The organism is Sorangium sp. So ce204 (assembly GCF_051526795.1).
In the GTDB taxonomy this organism is placed as follows: Bacteria; Myxococcota_A; Polyangia; order Polyangiales; family Polyangiaceae; genus Sorangium; species Sorangium cellulosum_B.
In genome coordinates this window covers 50,024-66,309 of sequence record NZ_CP150317.1, presented here as the reverse complement: position 1 = coordinate 66,309, position 16,286 = coordinate 50,024, and the positions used below count along the sequence as shown (strand labels likewise).

The 16,286-nt window shown below is 72.5% G+C and carries 14 protein-coding genes and 1 pseudogene; 9 read left to right on the top strand and 6 right to left on the bottom strand.

Translation table 11 applies throughout. The annotated features are described in order from the left end of the window. Nucleotides 1-7: 7 nt before the first annotated feature. The 6 genes from speB to WMF22_RS00235 all read left to right on the top strand — a co-directional run bounded on the left by speB (nucleotide 8) and on the right by WMF22_RS00235 (nucleotide 6,996). Nucleotides 8-1,012, top strand: coding sequence for an agmatinase (gene speB, locus WMF22_RS00260; protein ID WP_438034456.1), 1,005 nt, complete (start codon nucleotides 8-10; stop codon nucleotides 1,010-1,012). 172 nt (nucleotides 1,013-1,184) lie between these two features. Further along, nucleotides 1,185-2,177 carry a M14 family metallopeptidase gene (locus tag WMF22_RS00255; RefSeq protein ID WP_437297108.1) on the top strand — a complete coding sequence of 331 codons (993 nt, stop codon included), beginning with the start codon at nucleotides 1,185-1,187 and terminating at the stop codon, nucleotides 2,175-2,177. 126 nt (nucleotides 2,178-2,303) lie between these two features. Then, on the top strand, nucleotides 2,304-3,719 hold the full coding sequence (locus tag WMF22_RS00250; RefSeq protein WP_437297107.1) for a serine/threonine-protein kinase: 1,416 nt from the start codon (nucleotides 2,304-2,306) through the stop codon (nucleotides 3,717-3,719). After that, nucleotides 3,706-4,713, top strand: coding sequence for a tetratricopeptide repeat protein (locus WMF22_RS00245; protein WP_437297106.1), 1,008 nt, complete (start codon nucleotides 3,706-3,708; stop codon nucleotides 4,711-4,713). The genes WMF22_RS00250 and WMF22_RS00245 overlap by 14 nt, the downstream gene beginning before the upstream one ends. A gap of 129 nt (nucleotides 4,714-4,842) precedes the next feature. Then, a complete protein-coding gene (locus WMF22_RS00240; protein ID WP_438034455.1) occupies nucleotides 4,843-5,550 on the top strand; it encodes a hypothetical protein in 708 nt (235 codons plus the stop codon). 159 nt (nucleotides 5,551-5,709) lie between these two features. Then, the gene (locus tag WMF22_RS00235; protein WP_437297104.1) at nucleotides 5,710-6,996 is read left to right on the top strand and encodes an alkaline phosphatase PhoX; all 1,287 of its coding nucleotides are present in this window, start codon (nucleotides 5,710-5,712) and stop codon (nucleotides 6,994-6,996) included. Between the two features lie 11 nt (nucleotides 6,997-7,007). Here the strand turns inward: WMF22_RS00235 and WMF22_RS00230 are convergent, their stop codons facing one another. The 5 genes from WMF22_RS00230 to WMF22_RS00210 all read right to left on the bottom strand — a co-directional run bounded on the left by WMF22_RS00230 (nucleotide 7,008) and on the right by WMF22_RS00210 (nucleotide 12,429). Then, complete coding sequence (locus WMF22_RS00230) at nucleotides 7,008-8,339, bottom strand: RNA polymerase sigma factor (protein WP_437297103.1); 1,332 nt, start codon at nucleotides 8,337-8,339, stop codon at nucleotides 7,008-7,010. A gap of 2 nt (nucleotides 8,340-8,341) precedes the next feature. Next, complete coding sequence (locus WMF22_RS00225) at nucleotides 8,342-8,695, bottom strand: YciI family protein (RefSeq protein ID WP_437297102.1); 354 nt, start codon at nucleotides 8,693-8,695, stop codon at nucleotides 8,342-8,344. Beyond that, a complete protein-coding gene (locus WMF22_RS00220; RefSeq protein WP_437297101.1) occupies nucleotides 8,692-9,024 on the bottom strand; it encodes a hypothetical protein in 333 nt (110 codons plus the stop codon). The genes WMF22_RS00225 and WMF22_RS00220 overlap by 4 nt, the downstream gene beginning before the upstream one ends. Then, nucleotides 9,021-9,692 carry a glutathione S-transferase family protein gene (locus WMF22_RS00215; protein WP_438034454.1) on the bottom strand — a complete coding sequence of 224 codons (672 nt, stop codon included), beginning with the start codon at nucleotides 9,690-9,692 and terminating at the stop codon, nucleotides 9,021-9,023. Before WMF22_RS00215 ends, WMF22_RS00220 begins: the two co-directional genes overlap by 4 nt. A gap of 190 nt (nucleotides 9,693-9,882) precedes the next feature. Then, nucleotides 9,883-12,429, bottom strand: coding sequence for a penicillin-binding protein 1A (locus tag WMF22_RS00210; protein WP_438034453.1), 2,547 nt, complete (start codon nucleotides 12,427-12,429; stop codon nucleotides 9,883-9,885). Nucleotides 12,430-12,572: 143 nt separating this feature from the next. On the opposite strand from WMF22_RS00210, the pseudogene WMF22_RS00205 reads away from it, so the two are divergent. Further along, a pseudogene (locus WMF22_RS00205) lies at nucleotides 12,573-12,719 on the top strand (hypothetical protein); the annotation flags it as partial. A 169-nt stretch (nucleotides 12,720-12,888) separates the two neighbouring features. Here the strand turns inward: WMF22_RS00205 and WMF22_RS00200 are convergent. Beyond that, nucleotides 12,889-14,094, bottom strand: coding sequence for a serine/threonine-protein kinase (locus WMF22_RS00200; protein WP_437297098.1), 1,206 nt, complete (start codon nucleotides 14,092-14,094; stop codon nucleotides 12,889-12,891). 86 nt (nucleotides 14,095-14,180) lie between these two features. On the opposite strand from WMF22_RS00200, the gene pgeF reads away from it, so the two are divergent. Both pgeF and WMF22_RS00190 read left to right on the top strand, forming a co-directional pair. Beyond that, nucleotides 14,181-14,993, top strand: a complete 813-nt coding sequence (pgeF, locus tag WMF22_RS00195; protein ID WP_437297097.1) for a peptidoglycan editing factor PgeF — start codon at nucleotides 14,181-14,183, stop codon at nucleotides 14,991-14,993. A gap of 9 nt (nucleotides 14,994-15,002) precedes the next feature. Beyond that, nucleotides 15,003-16,265, top strand: a complete 1,263-nt coding sequence (locus WMF22_RS00190; RefSeq protein ID WP_272097082.1) for a bifunctional nucleoside/nucleotide kinase/histidine phosphatase family protein — start codon at nucleotides 15,003-15,005, stop codon at nucleotides 16,263-16,265. The last annotated feature ends 21 nt before the right edge of the window (nucleotides 16,266-16,286 follow it).

Here is a 16,286-nt window from a genome sequence, read left to right as displayed (position 1 = left end):
AGATCTCATGTCCCAACAACGAGCAGCCGCGTACCTGCGGCACGGGCAGACGCCGTTCTTTCGCCTCCCGACCGCGGGATTCCACGAGGCCGGCGCGTCCGCCTATTCCGGCGCCGACGCCGTGCTCCTCGGCGTCCCGTGGGACGGGAGCGTCACGTACCGCCCGGGCACACGCTTCGCCCCCTACGAGCTGCGCCGCGTGAGCGCGCTCGTGCAGTCGTATCACCCTGGCCACGGCGTCGACGTGTTCCGCGCGCTCAACGTGCTCGACGGGGGCAATGTGCCCTTTCCCCCGTTTCACGCAGACTCCGTTCGCGAGCTGATCCAGGCCTCGGTCGACGAGGTGCTCGCGGCCGGCGCGGTCCCGTTCGTCGTCGGCGGCGACCACTCGATCGCGCTCCCGGTGCTCCGCGCGCTGTCGCGGCGCCACGGCCCCGTCACGGTCGTTCACGTCGACGCGCACCTCGACACGAGCACCTCGGAGGTGTGGGGCGAGCCGTTCCACCACGGCACGTCGTTCCGCAACGCGATCGAAGAGGGGCTCATCGGGCGGAGCGCGCTCCACCAGATCGGCATCCGCGCCACGTGGGGCCACCCGGAGGAAGGCGCCTTCGCGGCGCACGCCGGGGCGACCCTGTACGGCATGGATCGGATCGACCGCGACGGCGCTTCTGCGATCGCCGCCGCCATCAGGGCAGCCGCGGGCGAGTCGCCCGTCTACATCTCCTTCGATATCGACGGCATCGACCCGGCCTATGCCCCGGGCACCGGCACGCCCGTGCCCGGCGGGCTCACCTCACGCGAGGCGATCCAGCTGCTCCGCGGCCTCGCGGGGATCAACCTGGTGGGCATGGATCTCGTCGAGGTATGCCCCGCGCTGGATCACGCCGACATCACCCTCCATCTCGGCGCGCACCTCCTGTTCGAGGGCCTGGCTCTCCTCGCGACGCGAAACGGCGACCAGCGCGACCAGCGCGACCAGCGCGACCAGCGCGACCAGCCGCGCGGATGACGTGAATCGACGTGAATCGACGTGAATCGACGTGAATCGACGTGAATCGACGTGAATCGACGTGAATCGACGCGAATCGACGCGAATCGTGGAACCGCGGAATCGGGACACATGAATCCGCTCAATCCGCTGGCGCCCGCCGCCATTCCGGTGTCACATAAGAGACGCTGGGATGACACGCACGCCCGACCTATGCGGCCGCTACGCCGAGCTCCCGCAGCTCGATGATGCCTGGGCGCGCCTCGCGCGCACCTACAGCGGACGGGAAATAGCGATCGGGACGTCCGCGAACGGAAGACCCTTGCGGCGCTACGACTTCGGCAATCCGCTGGGTCCGACGTTCCTGCTGACGTCGCTCATGCACGGGGTCGAGGTGATCGGCGGGCTCGCGCTGCTCGATGCGGTCCGGTCGATCCTGGCGAGCGGACGATGGGGCGCGGCGGCGCGGGCGCGGCTCGTCGTGGTGCCGGTCGTCAACCCCGACGCGTTCGCCGACAACCTGGAGCGCCTCCGCGGCGAGCGGCGAGCGTCGCAGCGCTGCAACGCCCGCGGCGTGGATCTGAACCGGAATTTCGCGCCGCTGTCCTCGTCGCGGCCGCTGCACCCGTTCGCGGGCTCGCGGCTCCGGTGGTCGCCGCACTACACGGGGCCTCACGCGTTCTCGGAGCCCGAGTCGCGCGCCCTGCGCGACGTCGCGCTGGAGACGCGGCCTGCGCTCGCGATCGGCTTTCACAGCTGCGGCAACTTCCTGCTCTATCCGTGGGCGCACACCGACATGCCCAACCCGCGCGAGCCGCTGTACCGGGCGCTCGGCGACGCCTTCTGCCGGGCTCTGCCGCGCGAGCGGTACGAGATCCGCCAGGCGGCGCACTGGTACCCCACGGTCGGCGACATGGACGACTGGCTCGACGCCAACCTCGGAACGCTCGCCTTCACGGTGGAGGTCAGCCGTCCTGCACGCTCCTTCCGCGACCTCCGCCGGCTGCTGAACCCGTTCTGGTGGCTGAACCCGCGCGAGGCCGACGAGGCGATCGCCAACGTCGTCCCCGGCGTCGGCGCGCTCCTCTGCGACGCCCTCGACCGCGGCGTGGGCGGCGCGGCCTCGCGGGCGGCCCCGCCGATCGACGCGCCGCCTGCGGAGCTCTTCGCCGACGCCGCCGAGTGAAATGGCCGCGCTCGCGGCGGGATCGCGGCTGCCTCTGGCCGCCATCCCGCGCTGGCCAGAGGGCGACGGCGGCGAGGGCTGTCGAAAAGTGCCAGTCCCGCGCGCGGCATCCACTATCCTTCGGGCGTGGACGCCGCCACGCCCCGCATACCGCCGACCGTGCGGATCAGCCCGAGCGCGGCGGCGCGTCAGGCCGGCGCCGACGAGTCGGACATCTGGCAGCACACCCCCGACGAGGTCGTCGACGGCAAATACCGGCTGGTCCGACCGCTCGGGCGCGGGGGCATGGCCGAGGTCTGGCTCGCCGTGCACGTCACGCTCAAGACCGAGCTCGCCGTGAAGTTCCTCAGCGCCTCGCTGACCGGCGACGCGGAACGGAGCCGCACGGTCCTGGAGAGGTTCCGGTTCGAGGCCCAGATCTCGGCCCGCCTGAGCGCGCGCACGCGGCACATCGTCGCGGTCCACGACGCAGGGGTCCACGACGACATCCCTTACCTGGTGATGGAGTACATCCCGGGGCGAACGCTGTTCGCCGAGGTGCGCCACAAGGGACCGATCGAGCCGGTGCGCTTCGGGCACATCCTTGATCAGATCGGGGACGCGCTCACCGTGGCGCACGACATGGGCATCGTGCACCGCGACCTGAAGCCTTCGAACGTGATGCTCGTCGGCACCCCCGGCGCGGAGCTGACGGTGAAGGTCGCGGATTTCGGCATCGCCAAGGCGCTGCACGGCGATCTCGGCCTGGATCGGCCGCAGGAGACGGAGGCCGACGTCATGCTGGGCTCGCCGAACTACATGAGCCCGGAGCAGCTCGCCTCGCCGCTCGCGGTCGACGCGCGGGCCGATGTCTGGGCGCTCGGCGTGCTGGCCTACGAGGTGCTGACGGACTGGACGCCTTTTCAGGGCAACAGCATCGCGGAGATCATCGTGGCGGTCAGCACCCGCGATTTCGAGCCTGCCACGGAGGTCCGGCGGTCGCTTCCCCAGGGGCTCGACGCCTGGTTCTCGCGCGCCCTCGCGAAGGGGCCGGCGCAGCGGTTCGCCTCGATCCGCGAGATGGTGGAGGCCTACCACGCCGCGCTCTCGGCGCCGCCGCCCGAGCAGCCCGCGGAGGTCGCGCCGCCGCGGCGGCGGCCTCGGGTCGCGCCCGCCGTGGCGCTGGCCTGCCTGACCGCGCTCGGGGGGACGGCCGCGCTGGCGGCGCGCCTGCTCGATCGGCCGCGCCTGGAGCAGCCGGCGCGGCTCATAACCCCCGGCGTGCGGGGCGCCCTCCAGGCGGTCGCGCTGCGCTCGCCGCCCCCGCCGCAGCAGCCCGCCGCGGCGGAGCCGCCGGCCACGGCCGAGCCGCCCGCCTCCGCGGCGGCGCCCGCGCCGCCTGCCTCCGTAGCACCTGCGCCGCCTGCCTCCGTAGCACCTGCGCAGCCGCGCTCGTCCCAGCGCCGCCCCGGGGCTGACAGGGCCGCCCCACGCGCGACGGCCACCGCCGCGCCCACGGTGCCCCGGCGCCGCAAGGAGATCGACAAGAGTGAGACCTTCTGAGCGACGGCTCATCACGCTCTGCACCGTCGCCATGCTCGCGGCGGCGCCGGCGCGCGCGCTCGCCATCGGGGCCGAGGAGGACGCGAAGACGCTGTTCGCCCGGGGCCGCGAGCTGCGGAGCACCGGACAGTGCGAGCAGGCGGTCATCGCCTTCCGGAGCGCGCTGGAGATCTACCCCGAGGGGCTCGGCGCGCTCCGGAACATCGCCGAGTGCGAGGAGGAGCTCGGCCGCTATGCCTCGGCGAGGCGAGACTGGTGGGATCTCCGGCGCGCCGCGCTCCAGTCCAACGAGGCGAAGTACGCCGGGTGGAGCGATGACGCCGAGGCCCGCTACCGGGCGCTCGGCAGCAAGGTCGGGACGCTGACCGTCCGGCTGAAAGGCGCCGAGGGGCGGCCGCCGGTCCGGGTGGTGCTGGACGGCAAGCCCCTCGACCCGAGGCTCCTCGGCGTCGAGCTCGAGCGCGATCTCGGCGCCCACACGGTCGAGCTGTTCTACGGCGGCGCCGCGCCGATCGCGGAGCGCGCCGAGCTCACGCCTGGCGCCCGCCAGGTCGTGACGCTGGCCGTCCCCGCGCCGCTCCCGGGGCGCGACGCGCTCTCCGCGCCGAGCGCCTCCGGCACGCCCGCGAGCGGCATTCGCATGGGCGGCTACGTCGCGCTCGGCGTCGGCGGCGCTGGCGCGATCGCGACCGTCGTTGCGCTGGCCGTGCGCGCCGGCGCTCTGTCCGCGGTCGAGGACGGGTGCTCCCCGGCCGGCGGAGGCGCGTACGCGTGCCCGCCGTCGCTCCAGGGCGACTACGACACGGGCAAGACCACGTCGATGCTCGCCGGTGTCTTCGCCGGCGTCGGCCTGGTCGGGATCGGCGCCGGCGTCACGCTGCTCCTGCTGAGCCCTTCCGAGCCCACGGCGCCGTCCCCTGGCAAGCCGGCGGCGGAGCTCGTCCTCACGCCAGCGCCGGGCGGCCTCGGCTCGCGCCTGCTCGTGAGGTTCTGAGGTCCGGCGATCGGGCGCGGCCGGCGCGGAGACGTGGCGGCGCGGGAGCGCGCGTCGCTGAGCTTGTCTTTCCGCACCCGGGCGCTACCCCATGATCGGGGTGAGGGCGCGCGAGGCGGGGAGGTCGAGATGAGCTCACAGCGAAACAAGATCCTTGGTTCGATCGCAGGGAGCGGCGCGGTCGCCGTCCGCGGGGCGGCGGAGGCGCTGTTCTTGGCGGCGGGCAAGAGGCTCCTCGACGAGGGCGCGCGGGAGGGCCTGCGCCGCGTGATGGTCGAGAACACGACGGCGGTCGTCGACGCGCTCGCGCCCGGGCTCTCGCTGGGCGCGCAGACGACGGCGAAGATCATCGCGGATCAGGGCGGAACGCAGGCCGCCGCGATCGTCGCGCGGGCGGCGGGGCGGCACGCGGGCCAGGCGGCGCTCACCGACGGCGTCTCGGGCGCGGTCGCGAAGGGGCTGGCCCGCGAGGCGATGATGGCTGCGGGCCGGGAGGTCCTGAAGGGCGCGGGCAAGGCGGCCGGCATCGGCTTCGTGATCGACGGCGCCTTCGGCGCCTACGAGGGCGTCACGGCCTACCAGCGAGGCGAGATGACGAGGAAGGAAGCGCTCGCGCACGCGGCGCAGGAAGCCTCGACGGGCGCCGTCGCGACCGGCGCCGGCGTGCTGCTCGCGGCGGGCCTCGTCGCGGTGACCGGCGGCGCCGCGGCGCCTCTCGTCTTCGCGGTGGGCGCAGGCGGCGCGATCGGCGCGAAGCAGGCCCTGCGGCGGCTCGTCGGCCGGGTGTCCTCGAAGGTCCTGGCCCGTAGCGTCGCTGACGAAGGCCTGGTGGGATGACGCCGCGAAGGTGGCGCGTGTCACGGCCAGCGCGATGACCGACTCGACCTCTCCTTGCGCGCGGCCCTGCGTTCCTCTCGTGCATCGGCCCCGCGCCGCCCATGTGGCAATTGCCTTCCGTGCCTTTCGCGAGACGGTGTTCCGACGTAGATCATCTCCATGCGACGACGCATCCCGAGGCGTTCATTCCTGCGCGTCGGTGGAGCAGCAGCCGCGACGCTGACCCTACCGTTCTCGCTGATCTTCTCGCGGAGGACGCAGGCGGCCGGCCGGTTCGGGCCGCTCGTGCCCGATCCCGCGGGCATCCTCGACCTCCCTGAGGGCTTCACGTACCGGGTCCTCGAGCGCACCGGCGGCGAGATGGACGACGGGTACCGAGTTCCCGGCCGGCCGGACGGCATGGGGTGTTTTCCTGGGGCCGACGGCGCCGTCGTCCTGCTCAGGAATCATGAGAACTCGCCCACGGACAAGGGAATTGGCCCGTATCGATCCGGCCAGGGCGCGCCGGCGGAGGCGTACGACGCGGCCAGCATGGGCTGCGTCACGAGGCTCGTGCTGGACGCTGCGACGTTCGAGCGCCGCTCGAGCAACCTCGTGCTCGCGGGCACGAACAGGAACTGCGCGGGCGGCTCGAGCCCTTGGGGCTGGCTCAGCTGCGAGGAGAATGTCGACGCTCGCCACGGCTACGTCTTCGTCTGCGCGGCCACCGCGTCCAGGGTGGAGGCCCCGCGCCGCCTGGCCTGCTATGGCCGCTTCCATCACGAAGCGGCGGTCGTCGATCCCACGACGAGGATCGCTTACCTGACCGAGGATCGCCCGGACGGCTGCTTCTACCGCTTCAAGCCGGCGGACCCCGCGGCTCCGTTCGAGGGCAAGCTCCAGGCGCTCCGCGTCGTCGGGGCGCCCAACGCCGAGACCTCGGGCTGGGAGCTCGAGGCGCCGCGCGAGATCGCGTGGGTGGACATCGACGAGCCCGATCCGCGCGACGACACGGTCAGGAGGGAGGGCCGGGCCAAGGGGGCCGCCATCTTCAGGCGCGGGGAGGGCGTCTGCCTGTCGCAAGGCGTCGTGTACATCTGCGCGACGAGCGGCGGCCCGGCCGGGGCCGGGCAGATCTTCCAGCTGGTCCCCGACGGAGACGGCGGCACGCTCGAGGTCATCGCGCAATCGACGGCCAGGAACGAGCTGGACGCTCCCGACAACATCACCATCGCCCCCTGGGGAGAGCTCTTCATGGCGGAGGATGGCTATCGAGAGAACCACCTTCGAGGCGTGACGCTGGACGGGCAGATCTTCGATTTCGCGCGCAACGCGCGGAGCATGAGCGAGCTCTCCGGCGTGTGCTTCTCGCCCGACGGCAAGGCGCTCTTCGTGAACCTGCAGGAGGACGGCCTCACGCTGGCGGTCATGGGCCCGTTCCCCGAGGTGGGCGCCCTTCGCGAGTGAGGCGCGCTCGTTCATTCCGACTCGGGGATCCGCGCTGCGCGATCTCCGCGCGCGGCCATGGCCGCGCGCGTCGTGTCAGGGGCTGGCGCGGTCGCGCACAGGGCCCGCGGCCGGAGCGCGTCGATGCGCTGCTCGATCTGCGCGCGCTCTCGGGCGTTGGCCGCGCAATCGCGGGCTCGCTCGAGGGCCGCCAGCGCTTGATCCACCCTCCCCGTCTCCTCGAGCAGGACGCCCTGGACGAGGTGTGCATAGGGGTAACGCGCCAGCGCCGGGTGATCGATGGCCGTCGCGATCAGCTTCAGCCCTTCCGCCGCGCCCAGCGCCCGGGCGACCGCGAAGGCACGGTTCACGCGCACGATCGGGCCCGGGCGGTGCTGCTCGAGCGACTCGTAGAGGATCGCTATCTGGAGCCAATCGGTGTCCTCGGCGCGCGGGGCCGAGCAGTGGACCGCCGCGATCGCGGCCTCGATCTGGTAGGGGCCGGGGCGCCCCCGCTCGAGCGCCTCCCGCAGCAACGCGCAGGCCTCGTCGATCGCGGCGCTGTCCCACTTCGATCGGTCCTGCTGCTCGAGGCTCCGGGGCTGCCCTTCCTCGTCGGTGCGGGCCGGCATGCGCGCCGCGTGCAGGAGCAGCAGAGACAGCAGGCCCTGCACCTCGGGTACCCGTGGCAGCGTTGCGTCGAGCGCCCGGGCCAGGTGCATCGATAGCCGGGTGAGGCCACGGCGTATCGGCGCCTCGTCGCCACGGGACCAGTATCCCGCGTTGAAGACGAGGTGGATCACCGCGAGCACGGCGTGAAGCCGCTCCGGCGCCTCGTCGAGCCGCGGAACTTCGTAGCGCTTGCGCCGCTCCCGGAGCCTCTCGCGCGCCCGGGTCAGCCGGCGCTCCATGGCCTGCGCGCTCACCAGAAACGCATGCGCGATCTCGTCCGTGGAGAGCGCCGCGACCGTCGACAGCGCCAGCGCCGCCCGCTCCTCGAGGCCGAGCACGGGATCGCAGCAGGTGACGACGAGGCGCAGGACATCATCCGGCCACCGCGCGGCGTCCGGCGCCGAGAGCAGCGCCTCGGACCAGGGACATCGCGCCGCGAGCGCCGCGAGCGCGGTCGCGTGCCGCTGCTCTCCGCACCGCCGCCGCAAGCCGTCTCTGTGGATGTTCGTGGCGACGCGCACGAGCCACGCCTCCGGCGCGTCGGGCACGCCCCGCTCTGGCCACGTCGCGAGGGCCCTGGCGACGGCCTCCTGCACCGCGTCCTCCGCCGCGTGCAGATCCCGCGTGTGGCGCAGCAGCCGCGCGAGCACGGGCGCATACGCGCGGCGGAGCAGCGGGGCGAGCCCCTCCATGACTACGGCGTGCGCTGCCAGGTGACAGGCCTGATCTCCACGGATCCATCCGCCGGGCAGATCTGCTGCGCCCGGGCCGCGGCGATGGTCTCATCGGCGCACTCGATCAGGTAAAAGCCGACGAGCCACTCCTTGGTCTCCATGTAGGGCCCGTCGGTGATCGTCGCGGTCGCCCCCTGCACGCGCACCGTGCGCGCCTTGTCTCGCCCGTCGAGCCTCGCCACGGCGAGCAGCTCGGCGCGCGCGGTCGCCTCTTGCTGGAGGGCGCGGTGACGGTCCAGCACCGCGCGCTCGTCCGCCGCGGGGAGCGGATCGCCCTCGGGGCGCGCGCTGTGGATCAGCAAGGCATAGATCATCCGGTATCTCCTCGCGCGAACGCGTACGACGCCTGCAGATACGACTCCCACCGCGCGGCGTGCTCGAGCGGCACCGCGAGCCACTCACGAAAGATCCTCCCGTTCGGCGCGAACACCGCCCCCTCACCGGCGGCGATCGCCGCAGCGACACGCGCCGCCGGGAGCTTGACGACGAGGTGCCTCCCGTCGCGGTCGATCGACGCGAAGAACCGGCCTTCCACGCGCAGGCACGGGAAGCCCATCATCGTGCTGCGCGCGACGCTCGGCTCGAGGACCCACCGCTCGGAGAGCCGCGAGAAGAGCTCGGCTCCGCCCGTCCTTGTCGTCACGCTCCTCCGCGCTCCGAGCGATGCGCCGCCTGCTCGAGCGCCTGCGCCATCGCAGCCGGCATCGCCGTCGCGCGCCACGCTTCCCGCTCGTCGAGCCGGGCGAGCCACGCGCGGAGGTTCGGGAACGGCGCCAGGTCGACGCGGCCGAGGGCGGCCAGGGGCAGCTGGCACCCGAGCGAGAAATCGGCGAGCGTCACCGCGTCACCGGCCACGAATGCGCGCGCCTTCAGGTGCGCCTCCAGCAGCGCCGCGTACGGCTGGAGCTGCTCGAGGGCGCGCTCGGCGACCACCTCGTCGGGCTGCCCCCCCATGAGCGGCTTGAACAACCGCTCGAAGAGCACCGCTCCGAGGGCGCGCCCGAAGTGCGAGATCTCCCAGCACTGCCAGCGAACCACATCGATGCGCCGCCTGGGGTCGCGGGGAAACAGCGACGTCGCGCCATCAGCATCCGCAAGATACTGCATGATCGCGTTGGACTCCCAGAGACGCAGATCTCCGTCCACGAGGCTCGGAACCAGGCCGTTCGGGTTGATCGCGAGGTAATCCTGGCTCTTGTGCGCGCCTGTGGCGAAGTCGACGAGGATCGTCTCGACGGGCACCGACAGCTCGTGGACGACGGCCTGGACCTTGCGACAGTTGGGCGATCCCGGGACGACGTAAAGTTTCATGAATCGGCTCCTTTCGGAGGCTGGCGAGCCCCGCCCGCCGCTTCCTGGAGCGAGACGTCGAGCGCTCCGCATTCCGGACAGGAAAAATGCCGCGGTCGCGCTTTCCTCGTCCGGCGGTGTCGCCGCCCTCGACCTGGGGGATCACCGTCGCTCCTGACGCCCCTCCGAGCCCTCCGATCTTGTGCGCCGCTCAGAACGGCGGCGGCGCCGTCTCGAAGGCCGGCAGCGGGCCCGGCTCCGGCGCGTGCTCCGACTCGACCGGCGCTGGCGCGGCGCCTGGCTCCACCGGCCGCGGCCCCTCGCCTGGCGCCGGCCGGGTGCCCTGCTGCTCGGCTGGCGCCACGCCGTCCGCCGGCTCTGCGCCCGCGTCCGCCTCGGGGACCTGCGCCTCCTCGGTCGGCTCCGTCCCGGCGACGAACACCTCCTCGATGGCGTCTTCCTGCCCCTCGCGCGCGAGCAGGCCCGTCAGCGGATCGATCTTCACGCGCACGACGCCGCTCGGCACCGGGAAATCGGCGGCCGGGCGCTTCGCGTGCGCCTGCTTCATGAAATCCACGAACGCCGGCAGCGCCGCCATCGCGCCCGTCTCGCCGCTGCCGAGCGGCGCCGCGTCGTCGTAGCCGGTCCACACGGCGCACGCGATGTCGGTCGAGTAGCCCACGAACCAGGTGTCCTTCGACTGGTTCGTCGTCCCCGTCTTGCCGGCGATCGGGCGCCCCAGAGAGCGCGCCTGCCTGGCGGTCCCGCTCTGCACGACCGACGTCAGCACGCTCGTGAGCACGTAGGCCTCCGCCTCCTCCATCACGCGGTGCCCCGGAGGGCGTGGCGGCAGCGGGATCTCCACCCCGCCGGGGCCGACGATCTTCGTGATCAGGACAGGCTGCTCGTGGACGCCGCCCGCGGCGATGCTCGCGTACGCGGCGGCCATCTCGCGCGGCGTGACCTCGTAGGCGCCGAGGGCGAGCGACAGATCTGCGCCGAGCTTCGACTGGACGCCGAGCGCGCCGGCGAAGGCGACCACGTTCGAGGCGCCGACGCGCGACAGCGCCGACACCGCGGCCACGTTCACGCTGTGCGCCGCCGCCTCCCGGAGCCGCGCCGGCGACTTCCCCTCGCTCTCGTCGTAGTTCTGCGGCTTGTACCCGGCGAAGGCCAGCGGATCGGTGTCGAGGATCGTCGCCGGCGTCAGCGTGCGCGCGTGGATGCCGTAGCCGTAGACGAACGCCTTGAACGTCGACCCTGGCTGCCGCCGCGCGAACGTCGCCCGGTCGAGCCCGCCGCGCATCGCCTCGTAGCTGCCGACGAGGGCGACGATCTCGCGCGTCCGCACGTCGATCGCGACGAGCGCCCCCTCGGGTCCGAGCTCGAGCCGCAGCGGCACCGGGGCCGCGGGCTTCCCCGGCTTGCCCGCGGGCGCGGCGCGCCCTGCCTCTCCGGCGGCGTCCTCGTCCTCTTCCTGGCCTGCGGCGGCCGCTTCGACGACCGGCTCCGGCGCGGGGCCGATCAGGCTGACGCGCACCACCTTGTCGACGTCGGCGAACTTGCTCGGCGGGAGCCCGCTCGGGTTGTACCGCTGCGCGCCGCGGAGCGTGACCGTGCCTTCCAGCGTGCCCACGCGCACCGAGAGCGTCCCTCGGGCGTCGTCGGCGCCCGTCACGACCCCCCGGAAGACCTTGTGGCCGGAGGGCGTCCCGTCGAAGGCCGGCGGCTCCTTCTTGCTCCGCGCGAGCGGGCCGAGCAGCTTGTGCCGCTTCGCGTAGGCGTCGAGGTTCTTGCGGACGGACGCGCGCGCCGCCGCCTGCATCGCCGGATCGATCGTGGTCGTGATGGTGTAGCCGCCTTGCTGCGCGGCGGGCCCGACGAGCTCACGCAACAGGCGCTGCGCCTCGGCGACCACCTCGGGCGCGAGCTCGGCGAGCGACTCGGTCTCGATGGCGAGCACGACCGGCTCCTGCTTCGCTTGCGCCACCTGGATCTCGTCCGCGAAGGCCTTGCGCTGCATCTGATCGAGCACGAAGTCCCGCCGCGCCACGGCGCGCTCGAGGTTCACCCGCGGCGAGTACACCGACGGCCCCTTCACGATGGCGACGAGCAGCGCGGCCTCGGCGAGCGTCACGTCGCGCACGCCCTTCCCGAAGTAGTAGCGGCTCGCCTCCTCGACCCCGTAGCGGCCGTGGCCGAAGTAGATCTTGTTGAGGTAGAGCTCCAGGATCTCGTCCTTGGTGAGCTCCTGCTCGATCTTGCGGGCGAGGATGATCTCGCGCGCCTTGCGGTTGAAGGTCCGATCCGGCGTGAGCAGGACGTTCTTCACGACCTGCTGCGTGATGGTGCTCGCGCCCTGCCGGGCCCGGGTCGAGCGGAGGTTCACCGCGAGGGCGCGGAGCATGCCGAGGTAGTTCAGCCCTGCGTGCTCGTAGAAGCCCGCGTCCTCGGCGGCGAGCGCGGCCAGCTTCACCTGGCTCGGGATCTCGCCGATGCGCACAACGGTGCGCCGCTCGGTGAAGACCTCGCCGAGGCGCGTCCCGTCGCGCGCGAGGATGCGCGTCACCTGCGGGGGCCGGTAGTCCTTGAGCTCGTGGGTCGAGGGGAGATCTGCCTCGTAGTGCCGGATGACGAGCGCGATCGTGGCGGCGGCGAGGACGAGCAGCGCCGCGAGCGCGATCCCGATGCGCTTCGCCCACGTCGCGATCGAGGGGCCTCTCTCCTGCGGGGGCGCCCCGTCCGGTCGGCTGGGCAAGCGCTGCGCGCCCTCGAGGTGCGGCGCGCTCGCCGGCCGCGTTGCTCCGCTGATCCGCTCCGGCGGCTCGCTCCCTCGCCCCGGCGGCCCCGACCGCCGCGCCGGCGGCTCCGACGCCTGACGCAGCGGGTCCGACGCCTGACGCAACGGATCCGATGCCTGACGCAACGGATCCGACGCTCGGCGCAACGGCTCCGACGCTCGGCGCAACGGGTCCGATGCCTGACGCAGCGGATCCGACGCCTGACGCAGCGGCTCCGACGCCCGATCCGGCGCATCGGTCTTCCTGACCGGATCGTTCTCGTTTCCCCCTGGGTTCCGTGATTGCTCCGAGGCCATGACGCCGTCCCCGTGAACGCTGGCGCAGGCGATGCGCATCCAGAGCGCCCGGCGCGCCGGCGCGCCGACGCTAGCACGCCCGCGGAGGCCCGCCTCGATCCGGGGCGCGCTCGCGGAGGATCAGCCCTGGAACAGCCGCATGGCCACGATGGTGATCAGGATGCCCGCGATCAGGCAGCCCGCCGCGATGCCGACGAGGAGCAGCGGCTTCGCCTCCGCCTTGACCGGCGCCTTGGTGTGCTGCTTGGCGAGGGGCGCCGGCGCGGGCGCTGGCTTCGCGGACGGCGCCGGCGGCTGCTGGACCATCTTCACCGTCTTCGCCGGCGACTTGAACGCGGACGACGCGGGCGCCTTGTTCGCCTGGAGCGCGGCGGCGTGCTGTTTCGACGCTTGCTCGAGCGCCGCGTTCGCCTTCTTCGGCATCATCGCCGTGTAGCCCTTGCCCGCGCCGCCCGCGAACGGCTTGAGCGCGTCCGCGAACTCCGCGGCCGACTCGAACCGATCCTCGGGCCGCTTCTCGAGCGCCTTGCCGAGCACCGCGCCGAGCCCCGGCGGAAACTGCTTCCCGGGGACGCGCTCGTCGAGCGGGATCGGGTTCCTCGTCACGTGGTGCTGGATGTACTCCATGGGCGTCCGCGCCTCGAACGGCAGCTTGCCCGTGAGCACCTCGTACAGGATCGTCGCGAGCGAGTAGATGTCGCTCCGCGCGTCGAGCACCTTGCCCTGCGCTTGCTCGGGCGACATGAACTCCGGCGTCCCGAAGACCATGCCCTCCTGCGTGAGCATCACCGACCCCGGCCTGAGCTCGCGCTCCGTCACCTTCGCGAGGCCGAAGTCGAGCACCTTCGGGTAGTCCTTCAGCCCGCCGTTGGTCGACAGGAAGATGTTCTCGGGCTTGAGATCGCGGTGCACGATCCCCTGGATGTGCGCCTCCTGCAGCGCGCCGCAGACCTGGATGAGGACAGGGATCGCGCGCTCGACGGGCAGCGGCCCTTCCTTGCGGACCACCTGGTTCAGGTTCTTGCCCTCCAGGTACTCCATCACGATGTACAGCGAGCCGTCCTCGAGCTCGCCGTAGAGCAGCACCTTGACCGTGTTCGGGTGCGTGAGGTGGCTCATCGCCCGCGCCTCGCGGCGGAAGCGGGAGACGAGATCCTTCCGGTTCGCGAGCTTGGGGTGGAGGATCTTCACCGCCACCATCCGGTTCATCGCCGGCTGCGCGGCCTTGTAGACCGACCCCATGCCGCCGGAGCCGATCTTCTGAAGGATCTGGAACTGCCCTCCGAGCAGATCTCGACCGATATTCGGGTCCGGACCGGCAGCCATGCGTGGAGCCGGAAAATACCACGCAACCCACCCGTATCGTCTATGACCGAAGCAGCCGACGCATCGGATCCCGCCGTGGAGCCAAAATGACCGTAAAAATCGACGACCCCGGGGCCGCCGAGGCGCTCGAGAGCCCGCTCCTCGCCGCCGCCGGCTTCGCGCACGCCTTCTTCACGCGGCGCGGCGGCGTCAGCGCCCCCCCGTGGGACACCCTGAGCTTCGCCATCGCCCTCGGCGACGACCCCGCCGCCGTCCGGGAGAACCTGGAGCGCGCCGCGCGGCGCCTCGGCATCCCGGCCGCGCGGCTCTATTTCCTCAGCCAGGTCCACGGCGTCGAGGCCCGGGTCCTCACCGGTGAGGAGGATCGCGACGCCGTCGTCCGCGAGGTCGGGGACGTCACCCTCTCGCGTGTACCCGGCGTCGGCTGCGGTGTCCGCAGCGCCGACTGCGCCCCGATCCTCCTCGCCGATCGCCGGACCGGCGCCGTCGCCGCGGTCCACAGCGGCTGGCGTGGGACCGTCCGCCGGGTCGTTGTCGAGGCGGCCCGCGCGCTCCGCTCGCTCGCCGGCCCGGACGCGGATCTCGTCGCGGCCATCGGCCCGCACATCGAGGCCTGCTGCTTCGAGGTCGGCGACGACGTCGCCGCCGATCTCGCCGCGTGCTCCAGCGCCGGCGCCGCCGCCGTCGTCCGCGGGGCGCCCGGCGCGCGCCCGCACGTCGACGTCCGGCGCATCCTCAAGGCCCAGCTCACCGAGGTCGGCCTGGACGCAACCTCGGTCGAGGACGTCCCTGGCTGCACCGCGTGTGACCCCGCCCGCTTCTTCTCGTACCGGCGCGACGGACAGCGCAGCGGCCGCCTGCTCTCCGTCATCGTCGCCGGCCGTACCGTCATCGGCTAGAACGCTCCCATGGTCTCGCTCGCGCGCGACTCCTCGCCGATCGTGCTCGCCATGGTGGGCCTGCCCGCCCGCGGGAAGACGTCCATCGCCCGCAAGATCGCGCGGTACCTGTCGTGGCTCGGCCACCCCACGCGGCTCTTCAACGTGGGCAACTACCGCCGCGCGCACCTCGGCACCGCGCAGCCGCACCAGTTCTTCGACCCCAACAACACCGAGGGACGCCAGGCGCTCCTCGGCATGGCGATGACCGCCCTCGACGACCTCATCGGCTGGCTCAGCTCCGGCGGCGAGGTGGCGATCTACGACGCCACGAACAGCACGCGCGCTCGCCGGAACCTCGTCACCGAGCGCTGCCAGGCGCACGGCTTCCCGGTCGTCTTCATCGAGTCGATCTGCAACGACGAGTCGATCATCGAGACCAACGTCCGCGAGACGAAGCTCCGCTCGCCGGACTACCAGGGCGTCGACCCGGAGGCGGCGCTGCGCGACTTCCGCGCGCGCATCGCGCACTACGCCCGCGCGTACGAGCCGCTCGGCGAGCCGGAGCGGAGCTACATCAAGATCATCGACGTCGGCCGCCAGGTCGTGCTGAACCGCATCCACGGCTACCTGCCGGCGCGCCTCGTCCCGCTCTTGATGAACATGCACCTCACGCCGCACCCGATCTGGCTGACCCGCCACGGGGAGAGCGTGTTCAACGAGAAGGGGCTGCTCGGCGGCGACTCGGATCTCAGCGCGCGCGGCGACGAGTACGCGAAGAACCTCTCCGCGTTCATCCGCGAGCGCGCCGGCGACGAGCACGTCAACGTCTGGACGAGCACGCTGCGCCGCACCATCCAGACCGCGCGCCCGATGACGCAGAACCACGTCGCCTGGCGCGCCCTCGACGAGATCGACGCGGGCGTCTGCGAGGGCATGACGTACGAGGAGATCCGCCAGCAGATGCCCGAGGTCTTCAACGCGCGCGCGGCCGACAAGTTCCGCTACCGCTACCCGCGCGGCGAGTCGTACGAGGACGTCATCCAGCGCCTCGACCCGCTGATCATCCAGCTCGAGCGCCAGCGCTCGCCCGTGCTCGTGATCGGCCACCAGGCGGTGCTGCGCGCGCTCTACGCCTACCTCGTCGATCGCCCCGCGCCCTCGTGTCCGACGCTGCCGATCCCGCTGCACACCGTCATCGAGCTGACCCCGACCGCGTATGCCTGCGAGGAGCGCCGCTTCCAGCTCGCGCCCGCCGTCCAGGGCGGCGACTCGAGCACCGCGCACCCCTGAGCCAGGCAGCGCGGCCGCGCT

Coding starts and splice junctions, on each gene's coding strand:
- speB (WP_438034456.1), top strand. CDS start 8: ATGTCCCAACAACGAGCAGCCGCGTACCTGCGGCACGGGCAGACGCCG.
- WMF22_RS00255 (WP_437297108.1), top strand. CDS start 1,185: ATGACACGCACGCCCGACCTATGCGGCCGCTACGCCGAGCTCCCGCAG.
- WMF22_RS00240 (WP_438034455.1), top strand. CDS start 4,843: ATGAGCTCACAGCGAAACAAGATCCTTGGTTCGATCGCAGGGAGCGGC.
- WMF22_RS00235 (WP_437297104.1), top strand. CDS start 5,710: ATGCGACGACGCATCCCGAGGCGTTCATTCCTGCGCGTCGGTGGAGCA.
- WMF22_RS00230 (WP_437297103.1), bottom strand. CDS start 8,339: ATGGAGGGGCTCGCCCCGCTGCTCCGCCGCGCGTATGCGCCCGTGCTC.
- WMF22_RS00225 (WP_437297102.1), bottom strand. CDS start 8,695: ATGATCTATGCCTTGCTGATCCACAGCGCGCGCCCCGAGGGCGATCCG.
- WMF22_RS00215 (WP_438034454.1), bottom strand. CDS start 9,692: ATGAAACTTTACGTCGTCCCGGGATCGCCCAACTGTCGCAAGGTCCAG.
- WMF22_RS00200 (WP_437297098.1), bottom strand. CDS start 14,094: ATGGCTGCCGGTCCGGACCCGAATATCGGTCGAGATCTGCTCGGAGGG.
- pgeF (WP_437297097.1), top strand. CDS start 14,181: ATGACCGTAAAAATCGACGACCCCGGGGCCGCCGAGGCGCTCGAGAGC.
- WMF22_RS00190 (WP_272097082.1), top strand. CDS start 15,003: ATGGTCTCGCTCGCGCGCGACTCCTCGCCGATCGTGCTCGCCATGGTG.